The sequence below is a fragment of the Clostridium amazonense genome (assembly GCF_056431285.1).
The window spans coordinates 104,837-127,533 of the sequence record NZ_JBWKMH010000031.1; the positions used below are offsets into that span (position 1 = coordinate 104,837).

8 protein-coding genes are annotated in these 22,697 nt (G+C 27.4%); 6 read left to right on the forward strand and 2 right to left on the reverse strand.

Annotation, left to right across the window (positions count from 1 at the left end; genetic code table 11):
- Nucleotides 1–88: 88 nt before the first annotated feature.
- Entirely contained in the window at nt 89–562 is a 474-nt protein-coding gene (locus AC07E4_RS13040) for an REP-associated tyrosine transposase (RefSeq protein WP_478216608.1), read from the reverse strand.
- A gap of 940 nt (nt 563–1,502) precedes the next feature.
- On the opposite strand from AC07E4_RS13040, the gene AC07E4_RS13045 reads away from it, so the two are divergent.
- Complete coding sequence (locus AC07E4_RS13045) at nt 1,503–4,421, forward strand: cell wall-binding repeat-containing protein (protein WP_478216609.1); 2,919 nt, start codon at nt 1,503–1,505, stop codon at nt 4,419–4,421.
- Between the two features lie 200 nt (nt 4,422–4,621).
- Here AC07E4_RS13045 and AC07E4_RS13050 read toward each other — a convergent pair whose 3' ends face one another.
- Nucleotides 4,622–5,428, reverse strand: coding sequence for an SLAP domain-containing protein (locus AC07E4_RS13050; protein ID WP_478216610.1), 807 nt, complete (start codon nt 5,426–5,428; stop codon nt 4,622–4,624).
- A gap of 1,360 nt (nt 5,429–6,788) precedes the next feature.
- Between AC07E4_RS13050 and AC07E4_RS13055 the strand changes: the two genes are divergently transcribed.
- From AC07E4_RS13055 to AC07E4_RS13075, 5 genes are all read left to right on the forward strand, one after another.
- A complete protein-coding gene (locus AC07E4_RS13055; protein WP_478216611.1) occupies nt 6,789–9,860 on the forward strand; it encodes a cell wall-binding repeat-containing protein in 3,072 nt (1,023 codons plus the stop codon).
- A gap of 1,446 nt (nt 9,861–11,306) precedes the next feature.
- Nucleotides 11,307–15,011 carry a cell wall-binding repeat-containing protein gene (locus AC07E4_RS13060; protein WP_478216612.1) on the forward strand — a complete coding sequence of 1,235 codons (3,705 nt, stop codon included), beginning with the start codon at nt 11,307–11,309 and terminating at the stop codon, nt 15,009–15,011.
- Nucleotides 15,012–16,233: 1,222 nt separating this feature from the next.
- Nucleotides 16,234–16,848 carry a TetR/AcrR family transcriptional regulator gene (locus AC07E4_RS13065; protein WP_430830086.1) on the forward strand — a complete coding sequence of 205 codons (615 nt, stop codon included), beginning with the start codon at nt 16,234–16,236 and terminating at the stop codon, nt 16,846–16,848.
- A gap of 279 nt (nt 16,849–17,127) precedes the next feature.
- Complete coding sequence (locus AC07E4_RS13070) at nt 17,128–19,269, forward strand: YhgE/Pip domain-containing protein (protein ID WP_478216613.1); 2,142 nt, start codon at nt 17,128–17,130, stop codon at nt 19,267–19,269.
- A 26-nt stretch (nt 19,270–19,295) separates the two neighbouring features.
- A complete protein-coding gene (locus AC07E4_RS13075; protein WP_478216614.1) occupies nt 19,296–21,452 on the forward strand; it encodes a YhgE/Pip domain-containing protein in 2,157 nt (718 codons plus the stop codon).
- Nucleotides 21,453–22,697: the final 1,245 nt, after the last annotated feature.

Here is a 22,697-nt window from a genome sequence, read left to right on the forward strand (position 1 = left end):
TAACTAGGATTTTTTAGAAATCATATATGAGATTTATTTTTTTCGTGCCGGGATTTCAATCCCGGTGATTTTGGTTATGGGAATAAATTTAAATTAAAAGTAAATTAAAAGTCTTATCATTTTCATAAAAAAAAGTATAACTAGAGTAGAAATAATCTTTATATTCGTATGCAATGTTAGCTTTTATTGGATTATTGTGTATATAATTCATAATACTGCTAGGCTCAAATTCATTTTTGATTATATTATCATAAAAACCTTCTTGAAATATTGATGTAGAATTATTTTTTGAAAGTTCATTATAATATTTTGAGAAAGTTCCTTTTAGCAATTTCATAAATGTAGATATAGAAATGTTATTGCTAATTTGGATGATGAAATGAATATGACTAGGCATAATGACAAATGCATATATTTTACAGGAATATTTGAGTTTATAATATGTTATTAAATTAATGAATAAATCACAAGCTAATTTATCATTAAATATAGGTTTTCTATTCTTAGTTATTGTAGTAATAAAATATACATTATTAAGTTCATTATAATGCTGTAATTTCATCTAAAACACCACCTAAAATAGTTATTACTTTAAGTAATATCCATTTAATTTAGATATAAACATATTTTATAAAAATCATAGTATAAATTTATTTTTTTATATCAGGAATTTATTTTAAAAAGTAATAGGAGTATGTTAAAACCTAGATGGGATTTTCTTAGATGTAGCCGGGATTTGTTTTTTTCGTAGCCGGGATTTTAATCCCGGTGGTCTTTGATGCGGGAATAAAATTATGAAGTGTAATGAATTAAAAGAGAATATCCCGGAATGAATTCCGGGTTACAAAAAATATGAATTCCGGGTTGCAGAAAAATTGGAGATAATGCTTAAATGTAACCAAGATTAAAAAAAATGTATATGGGATTTGTTTTTTCGTAGCCGGGATTTCAATCCCGGTGATCTTTGATATGGGAATAAAATTATGAATTGTAATGAATTAAAGGATAATGTCCCGGAATGAATTCCGGGTTACAAAGGAGTGGAATTTAATTTTCAATATATGGGAAATTATTTTTAATGTAATATGATCATGTTGAAACGTAGCCGGGATTTCAATCCCGGTGATTTTGGGTATGGGCATAAATTTATGAATTGTAATGAATTAAATAGAAACGTTCCCGGAATGAATTCCGGGTTACAAAAAATATGAATTCCGGGTTACAGAGGGGTGGAGGTGGAAGTGAATTTTAAATACGTAAAAATACATTTTGAACACTAAATAATTATGATAATAATATAAAATTAAACTTGGAAATTTATTGAACGAATATAATAACAAATGGATTATTTTATATAAAATATATTATATTGTATTTTATGTTAAAATATTATTAAAATGAAATGATTAGTATATTTAATTAAAGTGTTGATTATGTTTATATGAATTTTAATATAATGGATATTCAATAAGAAATTTAATTTATAAAAGGGGAAAGAGAGAATGAGAAAGAGTTCAAAGGTTATTTTATCATTATTAATTGGAACTACGTTTTCCAGTGTAGGATTAACGTGTTTTGCTGGTGAATTTAATAATGTTATAAAGGAAAAATTATTAGCTGGTAAAAGTAGATATGAATCAGCTATAGAGGTTAGTAAGAGTGGATGGAGTTATTCAGACAATGTAGTACTTGTTAATGGAGCAGCACTTCCTGATGCTCTTGCAGCAACACCATATGCAAGAATGAAGGATGCACCTATATTATTAACAGAAAGAGATAAGTTAACTACATCAACAGAAGCAGAACTTATTAGATTAGGTACTAAAAATGTAACTATTATTGGTGGCGAAGGTGTAGTTTCTAAAAATGTAGAAAATAAATTAAAAGGTATAGGGATAACTATATCTAGAATTGCAGGAAAAGATAGATTTGAAACATCAATGAAGGTTGCAAGAAATTTAAGCATAAATTCAGTAGCAATTGTTAATGGGTTAAATGGCAGAATGGCAGATGCTATGAGTATTGCAGCACCAGCAGCAGAAAGAGGAATGGCTATATTATTAACTGATGGCAATGATTTAAAAGGTGGAGAACAATTTTTAAAAGATAATTTAATAAATAATATTTATGCAATTGGTGGCGAAGGTGTTATATCTAAAAATATAGTGAGTAGGGTAAATGCTAAAAGAATTGGTGGTGTAAATAGATTTGAAACTAACGCATCGGTGTTAGAAACATTTTATCAAAATAGTACACTAGGTAATATTTATACTGCTAAATCTGGCATTGAAAATGAAGGAAATCTAGTAGATGCATTATCAGCAGGTGCATTAGCTTCTAAAGAGGGAGCACCTGTTATGTTAATAGGAAAAGAGCTATCTCAAGGTCAAAAAGATTTTTTGAGTGGAAAACAGGTTAAGTCCATAACAAAAGTTGGATATGGGGTTTATAGCTCAACTATAGAGCAAATGAAAGAAAAATTAAATGCTGTAAAAGGTATTGAAGTTCATAGTATTGAACAACTAAAAAGAGAACTTTCAACTGCTGAAGAAGGTGAATTAATTAGATTTAATTCATGGGGAATAGAAAAAGAAAATTTTAATATAGAAACAAATAGGAATGTAACTGTAGAATTAAATGGAAAATTTACAGGAAAGATAACTGTGAATATGCCTAATGGAAATATTGTTAACAATGGAGAATTAGCAAATGAAATTATTATAGATGAAATTAATAATGAAGAGTTTATTAATAATGGCAAAATAAAAAGTTTAACTATAAATGATAAAAGTGGAGCAACTATATTTAATGAAATTCATTGGAAAACAGATAAGATAACTGTTGGAAGAAGTGCTAAAGTAAAAATCACAGGAAATGTAACAGATATTATTATTGAAGGCAAAGATTCACAACTTAAAATTAATAGATTATCAGAGATAAATAAGGTGCAAATAAAGGAAGCTGCACAAGGAGCATTTTTAGAAAATGAAGGAACCATAAAAAATGTTACTGTGGATAAAAAGGTACAGTATGTAATGATTGAAAATACTAACGGAAGGATTAATCATTTTTATGGAGATCAAAACTGTGTAATTGGGGGAAGAGTGAATATAGGATCAGGTGTTACTAATAATGATAGTGATAATGAAAATAATAAGTATACAGTAGAAATTATTCCGTTATATGATGATATAAAAGTAGACAAGGCTGATGTTATAATTGAAAGATTTGGAGATGTAATAGAACCAGAATATGATGGAACATATAGCTTGAAAAAGGGCAGTTACACTTATAGGGTAAGAAAATATGGCTTTGAAGAAGCTAATGGAAGTTTTGGAGTTAATGGTGATAGAAAAGTTTATGTTGATTTAAAAAAAGAAGGAGAAAAACCTACAGAACCGGAAAAACCAGTAGAAATTAAAAAAATAGTAAAATTTAAAGCTGCAAATGGAAAAGAAAGTTTAGATGGAGCATCAATAGTAGTAAAAAATCAAGATAAAACATTTGAAAGTGAAAATGATGGAAGTTATAAGTTAGAAAAAGGTAATTATAGTTACGTTATAAAAAAAGAAGGATTTAAAGAATTAAAAGGGGAATTTCAAATTAGTGATAGTGATAAAAATATTGAAGTAGCATTAGAAAAGGAAGAAATTCAAAAACCTGATGAACCTAAAGAAACTAAAAGAACTGTTAACTTTAAAGCTAAGGATGGAAGCGAAAACTTAGACGGAGCATCTATAGTTGTAAAAAAAGATAATATTGAAATAAAATGTGAAAGTGATGGAAGCTATAAGTTAGAAAATGGTATATATATTTACATTGTAAAAAAAGATGGCTTCAAAGAATTAAAAGATGAATTTAAAATTGAGGATAATGACAAAATTATAGAAGTATCTTTAGAAAAAGAAAAAATAGAAAAACCAGATATAATTAAGTATGTTATATCCGGAACAGTAAGCTGTGAAAATGTAGTAGTTAAAGATGCAGAAATAATATTAAAGAAGGATGGAAATATAATTGAAAATATTAAAAGTAATATAAAAGGAGAATTCACAGCTAAACCAATAGAAGAAGGTAATTATGCATTGGAAGTCACTTCTAATGGGTATAAGAAAAAATTATTAAATTTAAAAGTATCAAGTAATTTAAAAAATGTTAATATTAACTTAGAAAAGGAAGTTGAAAATGAATTAGAACAAATAAAAAAGAATGCTATAGTTTCTGTACAAGATGGAGCTCTTATGGGAACAACAGCTATAGTTATAGAACTTACAAATGTTAAAGATCCTTCAATGTATGAAGTAAGTGTTAAGGGGATTAAATTAGACTATAATAAAAAAATGAAAAAATTTGGTGGGTTTATTAATGAGTCTATAACTAAAGAAGAAATAATAAAATATATAGAAATATCTTTAAAATAGAAGTATATATATTTAATGATTTAGAATGTAATAAAAAGAAAATAATATTATTTAAATTAACTAAATTTATAATAAACTAAGACTATATTCGGCTTATATTAAAAATAATTAGTTGAATAATATAAATAAAGAGTGATTTTAAAAAACTAAAAATCACTCTTTTATATTATATAATAATTTTTCTTTATATTATGAAATATCTATTTAATAGTTTTAAAGTCTGCAGTTAAATTACTTAAATCAAAAGATGAAAGATCATGAGATTTGCAATCTACTATGAAATTTATTAATTTTGCTTTATATGCATTTACATGAACATCACTAACTTTCAATACTGCTGAATAAATTATAGCTTTATTATTATCGTATATATTTAGTGGTATTTGTTCTAAAGTAGCTTGTTGATTATTACCATTTCTTATCAATATAGTTACCTTAATGTTTTTATCATCTAACAATTCTACTGAGTAAACTTTAATATCTAAATTACCCTTTTCAAGTGGTTGAAGAGTATTAAGATAATTTTCAAGGAATGTTTTTGCTTGGATATCCATATTTGGAAAATCATCATATTCGATTTTAACTGTTTTCATAGCTTTTATAGTATCTTTAAATACTATTTTCCACTCTTTATTTAAAATCTTAACATCAGACAGGTCACTTTTAGAGAAAAATAGTTCATATGGTCTTGCACTATGAGGTGGAATATCTCCTAAATCTTTTAGATTAAATATTTGAGTTGATACTATGTTATTGTTTTGATCTAAAAGAGTTAAAGGCACCATGTCAAAGTTGATAGGTACGTTAAGCCCATTTCTAAAGAAAACTCCTACTTCTATCTTATCGTTAGCATCAAATATGTAAGAGGTGGATATGTTGATATCGTTTTCTTTGATAGGAGGAAGAGTTGATAATTCATCCTCTAGCATTTGTTTTTTTATCTTTGAAATAGTTATTGAATCATGTTCCGTTAAAGATAAATTTAGTTTTTCAATTTTTGTGTCCATAAAACCCCTCCATGATATGTATTTGTTTAATTATTATACCATATTTATAAATAATTTCCAAAATGTAAAGAGAAAAACCAAGCACGAACGCTTGGTCTTAACTCTCTTTATTATATTTAATTCTACTATCCCTTTAGGGAGTAACCTAACTAGGATATTGTGCTAACGTAAATTAAAATACTATACAATAATTAGAAAAATTACATTATACTAATTATTTCGAAAATAACAAATGTAATGTAAAATAATATATTTTTAAAAAATATATAACAATAAAATTTATGATAAATAGGAAATTAAATACAATAAAAAAATTACTATATTTAAAAAATTTACCATACCATAAATATATAATAAATGTCTATTAAAGTCAAGTTAAAACATATAAAATTTACCAAATAAATATAACAGTTTATTCATAAGATATATAATATTTTTTTAGAAAAGAGGTGTTTGTTTTAGTGTGAAATTGAATAAATAAAATTAAGGAATGATACAGGGAATGACTTTGCGTGTTTAGTTAAATATATTATTTTTCGTAGCCGGGATTTTCTTAGATGTAGCCAGGATTTGTTTTTTCGTAGCCGGGATTTCAATCCCGGTGATCTTTGATACGGGAATAAAGCTATAAATTGATAATGAATCAAGGGAGAATGGTCCGGAATGAATTCCGGGTTACAGAGGGATGAAATTGAATTTTCAATATATGGGAAAATATTTTTAATGTAATATGATCATGTTTAAACGTAGCCGGGATTTCAATCCCGGTGATTTTGGTAGGGAAATAAAACTATAAATTGGTAACGAATCAAAGGATAATATCCCGGAATGAATTCCGGGTTACAGAGTGATGGAATTAAATTTTCAATATATGGTAAAGTATTTTTAATGCAATATGATCATGTTTAAACGTAGCCGGGATTTCAATCCCGGTGATCTTTGGTAGTGGAATAAAATTATAAATTGGCAATGAATTAAATGATAATGGCCCGGAATGAATTACGGGTTACAGAGAAGATGAATTTTGGATTGTAAAATATGGAAATTGAGGGTTATAGAAAAAAGGATTATACTTAAATGATACAAGATAGATTGAGTTCTTGTTACAGTTTATATAACTTCAATTATATATATGGCAAAATACATATAATATAAATTTTATTTTATAAATGAATATAAATTTAAATATTTTTTGAAAAAAATTCATTTAATGTATTGCATATATTACCAAAAGTGAGTAAAATATATTATAGATGAAAAAATGACTTCGGTACATTTTTAAGTGAATTTATTTTTATTAAAATTTATATTTTTTTATGTAATTAATTTGCCAGCTAAAATTAATTGGGAGGGATGGCTGATGAAAGGTAGTTCAAGAGTTATTGCATCAGTAGTAACTGCAACAATGTTAGCTACTAGTGCTAATTTGACTGTATTTGCTAGTTCAAGTAGTTCAGATGGTCAAATAAGAGAAAAAATAGTTAATATATCAGGAGAAACAAGATATGAAACTGCAGTTGAAGTGAGCAAAGAATGGGGCGAATGTGATACTGTTGTTTTAGTTAATGGAGAAAATATAGTAGATGCATTACCAGCATCGCCATATGCATATAAGATAGATGCACCAATATTATATACAGAAACAGATAGATTAACACCAGTTACAAGAAACCAAATAAAAAAATTAAAAGCTAAAGAAGTTGTAGTTATTGGTGGAAATGGTGTAATTAGCGAAAATGTAGTAAATACTTTAAAAGGAATGAAACTTTCAGTTAAACGTATAGAGGGAAAAGATAGAGTTGAGACAGCAGCAGAAATTGCTAAGCAAATGGGAGATTTTGATGACGTTGCAATTGTAAATGGTATGACAGGTATGGCCGATGCATTATCAATAGCAGCACCAGCAGCACAAAATGGAATGCCAATACTTTTAACTAATGCTGGTGGAGATAGTTTAGGAAGCGGAAAAGAAATAGCAGATGAAGCTAAAATCCAGTATATAGTTGGTGGAGACGGTGTTGTTAAGTATTCATTAGAAGATTCACTTGATAATGCTGATAGATTAGAGGGAATCAATAGAAATGAAACAAATGGAGAAGTTCTTCAAGAATTCTATTCAAATGGTCAATTTGAGAATTTATATATATCAAAAGATGGAAGCAAGAAGGCATCAGAGTTAGTTGATGCATTGACAGTTGCACCATTAGCAGCTAAAAATGAATCACCATTAATGATTATAAATAATTCAATATCAACTAAACAAGAAGCATTTTTAAAGAATGTAACAGCAGATAAAATAACTACTGTTGGTGGAGGAGTAAGTAAAGTTAATGTTCTTAGAATATTTAAGACATTACAAGAAAATAGAATAGTATCAAATCTAAAACCTATATTCCCAGATTTAGATGATGCTGAAGCGCCAACAATAGAAAGTGTAAAATATGGTGGAGAAAAGAACAATAAAATATTTATAAATTATAATCAAATGATGAGCACTTCAGGCAGAGGATCTGTAAAAGATAAGAGCCTTTATGAGATAAATGTTAATGGACAAGGATATAAGTCTATAAGCAGAATATCAGGTGCTACTATAAAAGATAGTATAGGAAATAGAAATGTTACAATAACTCTACCTAAGTCTGTATTAGAAACAAATACAGGTAGCAAAGAAAAAACTAATTCTGATTCAGTTAAAATAAGAGTAGGAAAAGTGAAAAATATTAAAGGTAAAGTTTTAGATACAAGTGCCTTAGATAAAGATATAAAAGCTGAATTTGATGGAAAGGTATCATTAAATTCAAGGGAACCAGAAGTTATAGATTCTAGAAAAATAGATATATACTTAGATGGTGAATTTATAGGTGTTAATAAAGTTGATTTATCTAAAGTATATTTAGATATAGATAAGGATAATATATCAACAAATGGTTTAGGAATTAGTAATAGACCAGAAATTTTAACAGCTTATACTAGAGGGGTTAGTTCAGATGTTTGTAAGGTAACAGTTATTTTCAAAAATAAAGTTTTTGAAGATGATGGTACAAGTTCTGTATTAAAAAATATAGAATTTAAAGAAGGTGCAATAAAAACAAAACTTGGAACTCCCTGTGAAAATTTCAAAGTAGCTATAGAAAAGGGAAGCTCTACAGGTGGTGGAAACACTGGAATTGGTACAATAGAAACAACACAAATACCGTTTGTAGATGGAAAAGAAGAGTCAGCAGCTAGTGAATATACAACAAAATTAAAAACTGTATTAGCTAAGCTTTCAGGTATTGAAGCATTATCTAAGTTTGAAAACTTACTTTCAATAAATGGAGAACCAATAGATGTAAACTTTAGTGAAAATAATAAATTTAAAGATTATAAAATAAATGTTGATAATAAAATTCCTGAGTTTATAAAGAGTGCAATGGAACTTAAGAAAAATATGACCGATAAAGACGGAAATGTAAATATAGGAATGTCTGATAAAGAATTAGCAGTAATAATGAAAGCTAGTCAAATAAATCCAAAAGAACATCCTGAAATGTTTACTAAAGAGGAAATGGAACTTTTACCAGCAGCAAAAGCTAAATATGAAGGTTTAACTAAAACTTTAGAACCTATGTTTGCAGCTATAAATAATCCTATAATACCAAATTTCGATGAAAGTGGTAAGGTAATAAATTTAACTATAGTATCTCCAATATATTCAATGATTGGCAAATTGGATATGAATGGAGTAATGACTGTAGTTGGAAAAATGGTTCAATCAGGAGAGGCATTAAATGAAGATAAAACTATAAATTATGATAAAATAATTGCTAAACTTGAAACTATGTTAAATGTTATAGGACCAAAGAATTTTGAAACAGCCATAGGAAATAATGTAAAAGTTGCATACAACAACGGATATAAAGAACCAGCTAATTTAGCAGTTTTCATAAGTGATGTATATACAGAAGATGTTAAAAATATTGTTGAAAAACTAGAAAAGTTACTACCAGAATTAATGGGTAGTGGAAGTATAGCAGATAAAATTAGTACTATAAAATCAAATTTAAGTATCAAGGAAATGTATACAATTTTAGAAACAGCTAAAAAACTTCCACAATCATTATTGTGTACAGGTGAAACAAATAAAGTTGTAGCTGAAGTTACAGCAGCAACAAAAGCAGAAGCTGGAATTAAATTTACTTCAGGAACTATATTTGAAAAGCATATTGTAGTAGTTGTAAATTTAAATGGTAAAGAAGAAGAAATAAAAATAACTATACCATCAAAAGCAACATCATTAAGAGTTGCAGATACTGTTAGAAATGTATTAAGTAAAAATGATGGAAAGTGGACAGAAAAATATGAAGTAAAACCTGGAAAAGACAACAATGTAATATTACAAGCTAAAAAAGCTGGTAAAACAGGTGATACTTTAAAAATAGCATTAAAGTAGAGATATAAATAAAATATTAATAAAAAAAGACTTAACGCAAAATGTTAAGTCTTTTTTTATTTTATAAAATAAATTTTAAATTACATCATACCAAATATGAATTTGCTGGAATGAATTCCAGCCTACAAAAAACATGAATTCCGAACTGCAAAGAAGATGAATTCCAACCTACAAGGTTAGGAAAATTTTAAAAAATGATATAAATGAAAAAGATAAAAAAAAGTAGCTGGGATTTCAATCCCGGTTATTTTGGATATAGAAAAAAATTATAATAAATAAAATAAAGAATGCCCTGGAATGAATTCCGGGCTACGAAGAATATGAAATTCAGGATAAACAATATGAAGTTTGGGATACGAAGAAAATGAAATTGAGGGTGAAAAAATTTGGATAATATTTAAATGTAACCAAGATTTATTTTAAATTGTATACTGGATTTTTTTATCGTAGCTGGGATTTCAATCCCGGAAAACTTGGATATGGGAATAAAATTAAAAAATACATCATGAAAAATATGAATTTGTTGGAATGAATTCCAGCCTACAAAAAACATGAATTCCAAACTACAAGGTTAGGAAAAATTAAAAGTTATATAAATGAAAAATATAAAAAAAGTAGCCGTGATTTCAATCCCGGAAATGTTGATATGGAGATAAAATTTTAAATTACATTGAAACTATAAAAAAATGGTAAGTTTGGGATTCTATAATATTGATTTGGAATTATCACTTGACAAACTTAGTGTGATAAAATTCATTTTGCAAGTCTTAAGTTAACTTTAAATTTATTTTCATGAGCTAGTTTCAATTTAAATTATGTATATGCTTAAATGTTTATAGTTTTTAAAGAAGAATTTGGAGGCACATATTTTAATAATATGAAATTTATACACTAAATGTAAATAAATTATAAATTAAATTTATTTCGTATGAATATTAAAATAAATCCGTTGACAGTAAATTACAACGATGATAATATTTTGAATAGAGAAAGATTATATTTAAGACAATTGAAAAAAATGAATGAAAAAAAATGAAAAATTCATTTTATCTTAATAATGAAATTTTTGCTTTTTATAATAATTTAATTTATTTATTAATATAATATTTAATATAATTGTTAAACTGCAATACATTGACAATACAAGGTTTTGATAAGATTTGAATTCATAATTATTGTTTTTGAAAAATCACTTTAAATGTAAAAGAATTTGTTTAATAAATTTAATATTGAAAAAGCAATTATATGAATTAATTAATTCATATTCTTTCATATGATAAAGTTAAAAAACAGAATAATAAGTCAATTTAATTTAGGAATTAATGTAAAAAATTAATTATAAATTTTAAAAATATTAAGAATAAAATATAAATTTTACTTAAATTTACTTAAAAATATTAATATGAATAATTGAGAAATTATTCTAATTAAAGGGGGATTTGTTTCATGGGAAAAAAATCACAGGTGATATCTACTTTTTTAATAGGTGCTACACTTACTACTTTAGGCTCTAATGTTTTTGCTGTAGAATCAAAAACTACAATAGAAAGAAAAATGTTAGCAGGTCAACATAGATATGAAACAGCAGCAATTGTTAGTAAACATGGGTGGACAAGTGCTGAAAATGTTGTTTTAGTAAATTCAGAAGCTATTGCAGATGCTTTAGCAGCAACTCCTTTTGCTAAGTTAAAGAACGCACCAATACTTTTAACTACACAAAAGAGTTTAACAGAAACAACAAAAACTGAATTACAAAGATTACAAGCTAAAAATGTATTTATAATTGGTGGAGAAGGTGTTGTATCTAGTTCTGTAGTAAAAGAATTAACTGATATGGGTATAAAAGTAGAAAGAATATCAGGTCAAGATAGAGTTTCAACAGCTATTGAAGTTGCAAAAAACATAAGTTCTAAAGAAGTTGCAGTAGTTAATGGTTATACTGGACTTTCAGATGCATTATCAATTGCACCAGTAGCAGCAGATAAAGGTATGCCTATAATTATTTCTTCTAAAGATAATTTAGGAAAAAGCAGTGAATATATAAAAGAAAAAGGAATAGAAAAGTCTTATATTGTAGGTGGAGAAGGCGTTGTGTCTACTTCTGTTGAAAAATCACTTCCAAATGCTGAAAGAATAGGTGGAATTAACAGAAATGAAACTAATGCAAAGGTATTAGAGAAATTCTATGCTGAAAAGGAATATAACAATGTTTATATAGCTAAGGATGGAAATCCTAGTGAAAGTCAATTAATAGATGCTCTATCAGTATCAGCTGTAGCAGGAAAAGAGAAAAGCCCACTAGTCTTAGCAGGTTCTTTATTAAATACAAGCCAAAAAGCTTATTTAGAAAATAAAACTGCAAAAACAGTTTATGAAGTAGGTTATGGAGTTAATAAGAGCACAGTTGAAAATATAGTTAAGGCATTAGGGGTTAAAGATGTAAAACCAGATCCAAAACCAGATCCAGAACCAGAGAAAAATGTTATGTCTGTCAAAGCTATAAATGCAAGTCAATTAAAAGTTGAATTTGGAAAAGTTGTAGATGAAGATAGTGCTACAGATTTAGAAAATTATAAAATAACTAATGAAGATGATAATAAAGAAGTTTTACTTGATGATAAGACATCATCAGTTGAACTTAGTGAAGATAAAAAATCAGCAGTTGTTACATTAAAGCAAGGGTATAGTATAAAACGTAACCAAGCTACATTAAAGGTAGAAATTAAAAATATATACTTAGATGGAAGTAAGGATAAAATAGATAACTTTAAAAAGGATGTAAGAATATTAAGCACATCTATTCCTGAACTTGTAAGTGTAAAGCAAGTAGGAGAAAAAGAATTTGATTTAACATTCTCTGAACCTATTACAGCGGATAGTAACAGAGAATTAATGAGCGCTATAAGAGTTGGAAATAATCAAGCACCATCAGAAGTAAGTACTATATTTGACAATAATGGATTAGATGCAAATAAAGTAAGAGTAGTTCTTTCATCAAAATTAAAAGATGGAGAATATGATATAAAAATAAAAGATGGAATATATAATTATGCTGGATTTAAAGTTGAAGAAGGAACTAAAAAGTTTACTTCAGCAAAAGATGAAAGTGAAATTAAAGCTGTAGTTGATAAGATTGAAGGAAATGAAGTTACATTAAAATTCAATAAACCTATAGAAGATGAAAATCCAACAAAGGATAATGTTCAATATTATATAGATTATAACAATAGTGGATATAAACTTAAAGTTAAGAGCGTTCAAAATGACAAAATAATTTTAACAGGTGATGATTTACCACAAGGTAAACACAAAATACTTGTTAGATATAAGAGTGATAAAAAGGACAAAATAGAAGATTTATGGGGAAATAAGTTTGCAGAAGCAGATATAGAATATAACTTAAAAGGAGAAAATGCACCAACAGTAAAAGCTGAATATAACAAATATGATAGAACAATAGATTTAAAATTTAATAAGTCTGTTACAGGTGCTGATGATCCTGAATCATATGTAATAACAGATGGAGATGGAGAAGAAGTTGAGTGGGATGAAGAAATAAAATGTAAAGATAAAGGAAAAGGTGACAGGGAATATTCAATTGATGCATCAGAATTTGAAGGAACTTATAAAATTGAAATTGTTAAAGGTAAAATTAAAGATACTACTGTAGCTAGAAATTCTGTTGAACCAATTACTTTAGAAGTTGAAGTTGCTGATATAACACCAGCAGAAATTAAAATTGCAACTTATGGTGGTGAACATGGGGATCAGATATTTATAAGATTTAGTGAAGGTATGAGAAAAGAAGGCAATGGCTCTGTACTTGATATGAAAAACTATTTAGTGGATTATAATGGAAAAGGATATAAAGCTTTAAATGAAATAGAAGATGCGGAAATAGAATTAAGAAAAGATGATGATTTAGTTGCAATAACATTACCAGATGAGATAGATACTAAAAAAGAAGTGAACATTCATGTTGGATCTATAGCAGATGCTAATGGTAAATTTATAGGGATGAGTGGAATTGAAGTTAAAGATGTTAAAGATGACAGAGATATAAAATTATGCGAGATAGACAATGTGGAAGAACCAGATATTAGTCAACCAGGGGTTATAGCTGTAACTGATGCTAATTCAATGAAAGTTTATTTAGATAGAGAAGTAGAATTTATAAATTTAAGTAAAATAAAATTAAAACTTGATGATAATACTGAGATTACTCCTATTTCAAGTGATATAAGTGAATCAGAAGATGGAGATGGAAACTTAGTATATTGTGTAGAACTAAAATTCATAGAAGATGAAGAAAAAGATGATGATGACGATGATGATGTTGAAAAACAAGAGGTTATATTTAATACAGATGGAAGTATTAAATATAATGGAAATAGTTCAGCTGAAGTAATATTTGAAGATGGTGCATTTGAAACTGTAAACTATTCAGAATCAAAATTAATAAAGGATGCAATAAACAAAAATAATAAAGCTGTCGATCAAATGCCAGCAGAGATGATAGAAGATGCAATAATATTAAGTGGAAAGAGAATAGAACTTAAATTTACAGAACCTGTAAATGTTAATAGTATTTCAGCAGATACATTTAAAGTTAAAAATTCAACTGTAGATAAGGTAATTTCAGCTACAGGTGAAAAATTTACTGATACAGTAATAATTTGTTTAGAAGAAGAAACAAAGAAAATGGAAATTAATATAACACAAAAAATTCCTATAAGAGATAGATTTGATAATAAAACAAGTACAAAAAAATTAGGTGAATCAACTGCAAAATACTATGGAATATCAATGAAGGGTATAGAATTAAATAAGAATAACAATGCAGAAATAACTTTAACATTTGATAAAGAAGTATCAAAAGATATGAATTTGGATGACTTGAAAAGTAAAATAAAAATAGATGGAAAAGATTTATTAGAAGAAGATAAAGTTATAGTAGATGCTGAAAAAGTAATAATAACATTAGCTCAACCATATAAATTTGATTCTACAGATTTAAAAAACAATAAAAAAGCCATTACTATAGATGCAGGAGCAATTAAATGTGAAGCAGGAAAAGATGAACCAACTGGTGATGAAGTTCATTTATCACGTGCAATAAGTACAAGTGTTGAAGTAAATGAAATAAAATAACCTTAGAATAGTGATGTTGTTCATTCATTTAAGGGTAGTTAAATGAAATAACTGAACAGTTGAATAATGTGTAAAATCAGCTCCCCGGTTGATTTGGTAAAATTAAATTAAAAAAATAAATCTAACTACATTTCAATTTTATTGAAATGTAGTTTTTTTATGAGCGAGCAAAGTCATTTTTGGTAGTCTTGTTGAAAGTATTCCCATACCAAAGATCACCGGGATTGAAATCCCGGCTACGTTTAAAAAGAACCGGTTAGTCTAAAAAAAACTGCTACGTTAAAAAAACCAGTTAATCTAAAAAAATCTAGTATATGATTAGAAAATGTTGTATAAGATTAGAAAGAAATTGAGGCTAAATTTAAATATAATCCTTTTTTTCTGTACCACGGAATTCATTCCGGGAGAATATCTATTTAACTTAGTACAAATTAATAAATTTATTACCATACCAAAGATCACCGGGATTGAAATCCCGGCTACGTTTAAAAAGAACCGGTTAGTCTAAAAAAAAACTGCTACGTTAAAAAAAACCAGTTAATCTAAAAAAATCTAGTATATGATTAGAAAATGTTGTATAAGATTAGAAAGAAATTGAGGCTAAATTTAAATATAATTTTTTTTTCCTGTAACCCGGAATTCATTCCGGGAGAATTTCTATTTAATTTAGTACAAATTAATAAATTTATTCCCATACCAAAGATCACCGGGATTGAAATCCCGGCTACGTCTAAAAAAAAACCGGCTACGTTTAACAAGAACCGGTTAGTCTAAAAAAATCTCGGCTACGTTAAAAAATACTAGTTAGTCTAAAAAACTCCGGATAATCTAAAAAATCTAGTATATCATTAGAAAATTTATTATATGATTAGAAAATTGTTTATAAGATTAAAAAGAATTTGAGGCTAAATTTAAATATAATCCTTTTTTTCTGTAACCCGGAATTCATTCTGGGAGAATGTTTATTCAATTTATTAAACATTGATAAATCAGATAAATTTAATGAATTTTATTTATTTAATTTAACTATAAGGTAAAATAATAATTTTATGTTTAATAATGGATAAAGGTAGTTTATTACCATGTATAGAGTTATAATATATAATGATAATATTAAAAAATAATTGATGTATTGGTGTAAAATATTGATTTTTTTAGAAAATCATAATATAATTATTTAAGACTTGAAAATGACTAATAGTCATTTTGAGGAGGAGAAAATATGAGTGGTAAATTAAAGCCAAAGTTGAAAAAGTCAGAGGTCAATAAGTTGCAAAAAAAGAATAAGCTTATGGATGTTGCATATAATCTTTTCACTACGAGAGGAATTAATGATACATATATAAGTGATATTACAAATGAAGCAGGGGTAGCAAAGGGAACATTTTATTTATACTTTAAAGACAAATATCATTTAAGAGAGATAATAGTATTAAGAAAAAGTTGTACCATATTAAAAGAAGCTTTAGAGGCTGCAAATAAACATCATTTTGAAGTTTTAAGTGATGAGGTAATTTTCTTTATTAATCATATAATTAATTATTTAAAGAAAGATAAAAAGTTATTGAAGTTAATTCATAAAAATCTTACTTGGAGTATTTATAGAAAAGGGTTATATGAAAAAGATGAATATGAAGAATTTACACAAATATATAATCAGTTTGTAACCAAGATGAAAGGAAATGAAAACTTAAGTGTAGATGCAGAAAAATTATTGTTCATAATAATAGAACTTGCAGGTGGTGTTTGTTATAACTCTATTATATTAGAAGAACCAGCAAATATTGATGATATGAAGCCTGTATTATTTGAAACAATAAAAAAAATATTAGGGTAAAATATTAAAAATATTAGTTAAGTTTATTTTTATAATAATATTTAGTTGGTTAAATTAATTTTGGATGTTAATAAAAAATATATTACATATTTAAGTGGATTTTATTTGTATATATATTAGAAAAATAGGTTGGAAAATTTAAAATTGAGAATTGAAAATTTATGTAAAATTAACAATTAATAATGGATTGGTCACCTATATAGGGGTATTACTTTAAGTTAGGTTATGAAATAATTTATTCTTTTAATTTTTGTAAAATATATAGTATGGAGGTTAGATATGAAGAATGCATTAAAGGTATTTAAAAGGGACATGAAAAGTATCATAAAAAACCCAGTCGCACTTTTAATCATTGTTGGTGTATGCGTTTTACCATCGCTTTATGCATGGGTAAACATAAAGGCAAGTTGGGACCCTTATGAAAACACTGGAGATATATCGGTGGCTATAGTTAATAATGATAAAGGAACAACTTTTGCAGATAAAGATTTAAATATAGGTGATGATGTAGTTGAAGAACTGAAAAGTAATGATGTTATTGGATGGCGGTTTGTAAACTCAGAAGATGCAAATATGGGAGTTGTAGATGGTACATATTATGCAATGATTGAAATACCTGAGAATTTTTCAGAGAAATTAACTAGTTTAACAACAGACAAGCCAGAAAAGCCTAAAGTAATATACAAAGTGGATACAAAGATGAACCCAGTAGCAACTAAAATTAGTGATGCAGCACAAAGTACACTTATAAATGAAGTAACATCTAATTTTATAAGTACAGTAAACAAAGAAGTTTTTTCAGTTGTAAATGAGGCTGGAAATAAAGCAGAAGAGAATAGAACTCAAATAATATCACTAAAAAATGCTATTATATCAGTAAATAAAAATATGGATGTAGTTACAGGACTTTTAGAGGGATTAGATAGTAATGCTAAGAATTTAGGACAATTTTTAACAGAAGTTAGAGGAACACTTCCTACAATAACAGATGGAATATCTAATATTCAACAAAGTACAATTAATAGTAAAGATTTAAAGGAAGTAACTCAAAAAAATCTAAATAATTCAATAGACAACCTTAAGATAAGTTTAAGTGAATCACAAGCATCAATTAATAGGCTTAATGATTTAGCACAAAATTTAAGTCATGATAATAATAAAAGTGGTAAGGTTTCACAAATAAATAAAGATATAAACTCTGTAAACAATGCTATTGCAGGTAATGTAAAGTATTTGAACGAAATTAATAATGTTCAACCTAATAAAGCAATATCAGATTCAATAGTTGCTTTAACTAGTGTTCAGAATTCAGTTGGACAGGCTAAAGATACTGCGGCTTCAATGCAAAATGAGGTTAGTTCATCTGGAGAAGTTAGCGATAATACTGTACAAGTTTTTGTAAATAGCATTAAAAATATAAATGCACATTTAATTGAAGCAGTTAATCAGTTTGATTCTGGTGCAAGACCTGCGTTAAATACAATAACACAAAGTTTAATTAATACAACTGATGATGCAACAAAACTTTTAGAAACATCTAAAGGAGTATTTACACAAGTAGATAATTTATTAAAATCAGGAACAGAAGGTAGTGAACTTGCAGCAAGTGTTTCAACAAAATTAAAGGAAGACTTACTATCATTTAAAAGTATAATCAAACAATTAAGTTCAAAACTTGAAAAAGTTGGGGATGATGATATACAAAAGATTATAAACATACTTCAAAGTAACCCAGAAGTTATGGGTGATTTTATTGCAGAGCCTTTTAATTTAGAAGAAAAACCAGTATTTCATATTCCAAACTATGGTTCAGCTATGACACCTATTTATTCAGTACTTGCTTTATGGGTAGGAGCTACAATACTTGTTTCACTTTTAAAAACTCATCCAGGAGATTTTGAAGGAAGTGAAAATATAACAATAAAAGAAAAGCATTTTGGAAAGTTATTAACTTTTATATTTCTAGCATTTATTCAAGGTGTTGTAGTTACGGTAGGAAATAAGGTGCTTTTAGATGTTTACGTTGTTAATTTCCCACTTATGGTAGCCTTTGGAGTTGTTACAGCAGTAGCTTTTACTACAATAGTGTTCACTTTAGTTGGAGTGTTTGGAAATATAGGTAAGGATATTGCCATAATATTTATGATAATACAACTTGCAGGTTGTGGTGGAACATATCCAATTCAAGTAGATCCAAAGTTTTTTAGAGTTTTACAACCATTTTTCCCATTTACTTATGGAGTTGGTGGTTTTAGAGAAGCTATAGCAGGACCTTTAAAAAGTAGTGTTCTTGTAGATTTTGCAATGTTATTTTTGTATATAATAATATTCTTAATAATAGGTGCTATATTTAAAGAAAAATTACATGACAAGGTTCAAAACTTTGAAGCAAACTTTAAAAATTCAAGGGTAGGAGAATAATTCTAAATTCGAAAAGAGGTGAACGTATGAAGCAGGTTTTTAAAATTTTTAAAGAAGATTTAATGACTATATTAAAAAACACACCAACACTTATAATAATAATAGGATTGTGCATTATTCCATCGCTTTATGCTTGGGTTAATATAAAGGCTTGTTGGGATCCATATGCTGGAACATCAAATGTACCAGTGGCTATAGTTAATAAAGATGAAGGTGCTACATTAAATGATAAAGTCATTAATGTAGGAAATGACATTGTAGAGTCGTTAAAGGAGAATGACTCTATAGGTTGGGTTTTTATAGATGAATGGCAAGGTAATTTTGGATTAAATGAAGGAAAGTATTATGCATTAATTGAAATTCCATCAAACTTTTCAAAAGGGCTAATGACTTTAGCCACACCTACACCACAAAAACCAAGCATCATATATAAAGCAAATGAAAAAGCAAATGCTATTGCAACAAAGATTACAAATGCTGCAAAGGGTAAGGTTACAGATGAAATTAGAAAGAACTTTGTAAGCACAGTAAATGAAAAAGTATTTGAAACTTTAAATAAGATGGGTGTTAAAGTTGATAATAATAAACCAAAGATTCTAGAACTTAAAGATGTTATGACATCAACTAGCAATAATATAGCAGCAATAAAAAATCATGTTCAAAATGCTAGTGAAAACAATAAGAGTCTTGAGAGTTATTTAAATACAGTAAAAAATGATTTGCCACTTATGACAAATCAAATCAATAACCTTCAACAGGTAACTCAATCAAGTAAAGAGTTAATATCTTCAACACAGAAAAGTTTAACTAACTTATCTAATAACTTAAGTAATGATATAATAGAGATGCAGAATATAAATAATAGCATTCAATCATCACTAAATGACTTAAGATCATCAGTTAATGATATGTCTTTAGATAATGCTAGAAAAGCATTAGATAATATGTGGGATTTAGTTGATTCATTACAAGATATAGTTGATAGAAAGATAGATGATATTGAGGCATTAAATGATATAATAGGAAGTCCAGTTTTAGATGAAATTGGAGACTTATTTAGAAATATACAATCTATGCTAAAGGATCAAAAGACTAGAATAGAAAAAATAAGAGAAGCATTAGATAAAAATGAAGCTAAGGAAAATATAAATACACTTATAAGTATGTTAAGTGAAACTAATTCAAATATATCTAATAAAATAGGAAATTTATCTAATAAATTTTTTGCAAGTGGATTAAATGTACTTAATAGTTTAGGAGATCAGGTTTCAAGTGGAATGGATGTAGCAAATTCCATGTTAGATGGTGTTAGAGGAATAGTTCCAGGACTTTCAGCAGTGACGAATTTTGGAATAAGTAGCAGTAAACTTGCAACAACTCAAACAGAAAAACTATCGAATAAACTTACTGATTTCCAAACAAAAGTTGATGAACTTAGTGATAAGACAAAAGATTTAAATGACAAGAATATAGATGAAATAGTAGATATAATGAGTAAGGACTCTGGTCTTATGGCATCATTTATATCTTCACCAATTGAAGTTGAAAGAACTGAGATTTATGAAACATCTACATTTGGTGTAGGATTAACACCTTTCTATACAACTCTTGCAATATGGGTTGGAGTGCTGTTATTATCATCTATGTTAACAACAGAATGTGAACCAATAGAGGGATTAAGTAATTTATCACTTATGAAACAACATTTTGGTAAAATGTTAACATATTTAGCAATATCACTTGTGCAAACTATAATTGTTGTATTAGGAGATAAGTATATACTAGGTGTAAAACCAGATAATTTCTTGCTTATGATAGCATTTGCAATACTTGCTTCTATAACTTTTGTAATAATTATGTTTACATTAGTGTCCATAATTGGTAATATAGGAAAGGCGATTGCTGTAGTTATAATGGTAATGCAAATAGCAGGTTCAGGTGGACTTTATCCAATACAAACCAATCCAAGGATATTTGGAATACTACAACCACTATGGCCATTCACTTATGTTATAGATGGATTTAGACAAGCTATAGCAGGTCCAGTTTGGAGTAGTGTAAGAAGAGATGTAATAGCATTAATTATAATATCTATTGCATTCTTATTACTTGGATTGCTAAGAAAGCCACTACACAAAGCAGCTCATTTACTTGAGCATAAATTTAAAGAATCAGGGTTATAGATTTTAACGAAAATCAAAACAATATATTAAATTATATTAGTAACTTGATTTTCTTAAAATAAACCTTTAGGGAGTAAACAGGATAAAAAGCTAACTCAAAATTTTTGAGTTAGCTTTTTTACTATGTAAATTTATTTCAATGAAAAAACACATAATTTAAGTAGAAGATGAATGTATTTTTTTATTAGCAGAAGTTATTTTAAAAACGTAGTCGGGATTTACTTTTTTTCTTAGTCAAGATTTGCTCTTTTCGTAGCAGGTATTTTCTTTTTTCATAGTCGGGAGTTGCCTTTTTTGTAGTTGGAATTTGTTTGTCTCATAGCCGGGATTTGTTTTTTTCGTAGCCGGGATTTCAATCCCGGTGATTTTTGTATGGGAATAAAATTATAAATTGGTAATGAATTAAATGAGAATTACCCGGAATGAATTCCGGGTTACAAAGGGATGAAATTAAATTTTCAATGTATGGGAAATTATTTTTAATGTAATAGGATTATGTTCAAACGTAGCGGGGATTTGTTTTTTTCGTAGCCGGGATTTCAATCCCAGTGATTTTGGATATGGGAATAAATTATGAATTGCGATGAATTAAAGGATAATGTCCCGGAATGAATTCCGGGTTACAAAGGAAAATGGATTATGTTTAAATGTAGCCTGATTTTTTTTGTAGTCATAATTTTTCTGTTTATCTTGAATTTTCATGTGTAGCTTGAATTTTGCTTTGTAGTAATAATTTATTTTTGGAGTTGGGGTTTCCTTTTTCTCGTAGCCGGGATTTCAATCCCGGTGATTTGGGGTATGGGAATAAAATTATAAATTGGTAATGAATTGAAGGGGAATGACCCGGAATAAATTCCGGGTTACAAAGGGATGAAATTAAATTTTCAATGTATGGGAAATTATTTTTAATGTAATAGCATTATGTTCAAACGTAGCCGGGATTTGTTTTTTTCGTAGCCGGGATTTCAATCCCGGTGATTTTGGATATGGGAATAAATTATGAATTGTAATAAATTAAGGGAGAATGACCCGGAATAAATTCCGGGTTACAAAGAACATGAATTCTGGATTACAAATATCTTAATAAATTTTAATGTGTGATTTGGAATTTTAAGTTATTTGAGATATTATATAATAGGATAAAGTTACGAATATAAGATTGTAATATAAATAAGTAAATTAATGTAATGTTAAGAAAAATATAAAGACAAAGTTATGTTTTTATAGTTAATATAAATTTTAAGG

Coding starts and splice junctions, on each gene's coding strand:
- AC07E4_RS13055 (WP_478216611.1), top strand. CDS start 6,789: ATGAAAGGTAGTTCAAGAGTTATTGCATCAGTAGTAACTGCAACAATG.
- AC07E4_RS13045 (WP_478216609.1), top strand. CDS start 1,503: ATGAGAAAGAGTTCAAAGGTTATTTTATCATTATTAATTGGAACTACG.
- AC07E4_RS13065 (WP_430830086.1), top strand. CDS start 16,234: ATGAGTGGTAAATTAAAGCCAAAGTTGAAAAAGTCAGAGGTCAATAAG.
- AC07E4_RS13060 (WP_478216612.1), top strand. CDS start 11,307: ATGGGAAAAAAATCACAGGTGATATCTACTTTTTTAATAGGTGCTACA.
- AC07E4_RS13040 (WP_478216608.1), bottom strand. CDS start 562: ATGAAATTACAGCATTATAATGAACTTAATAATGTATATTTTATTACT.
- AC07E4_RS13070 (WP_478216613.1), top strand. CDS start 17,128: ATGAAGAATGCATTAAAGGTATTTAAAAGGGACATGAAAAGTATCATA.
- AC07E4_RS13050 (WP_478216610.1), bottom strand. CDS start 5,428: ATGGACACAAAAATTGAAAAACTAAATTTATCTTTAACGGAACATGAT.
- AC07E4_RS13075 (WP_478216614.1), top strand. CDS start 19,296: ATGAAGCAGGTTTTTAAAATTTTTAAAGAAGATTTAATGACTATATTA.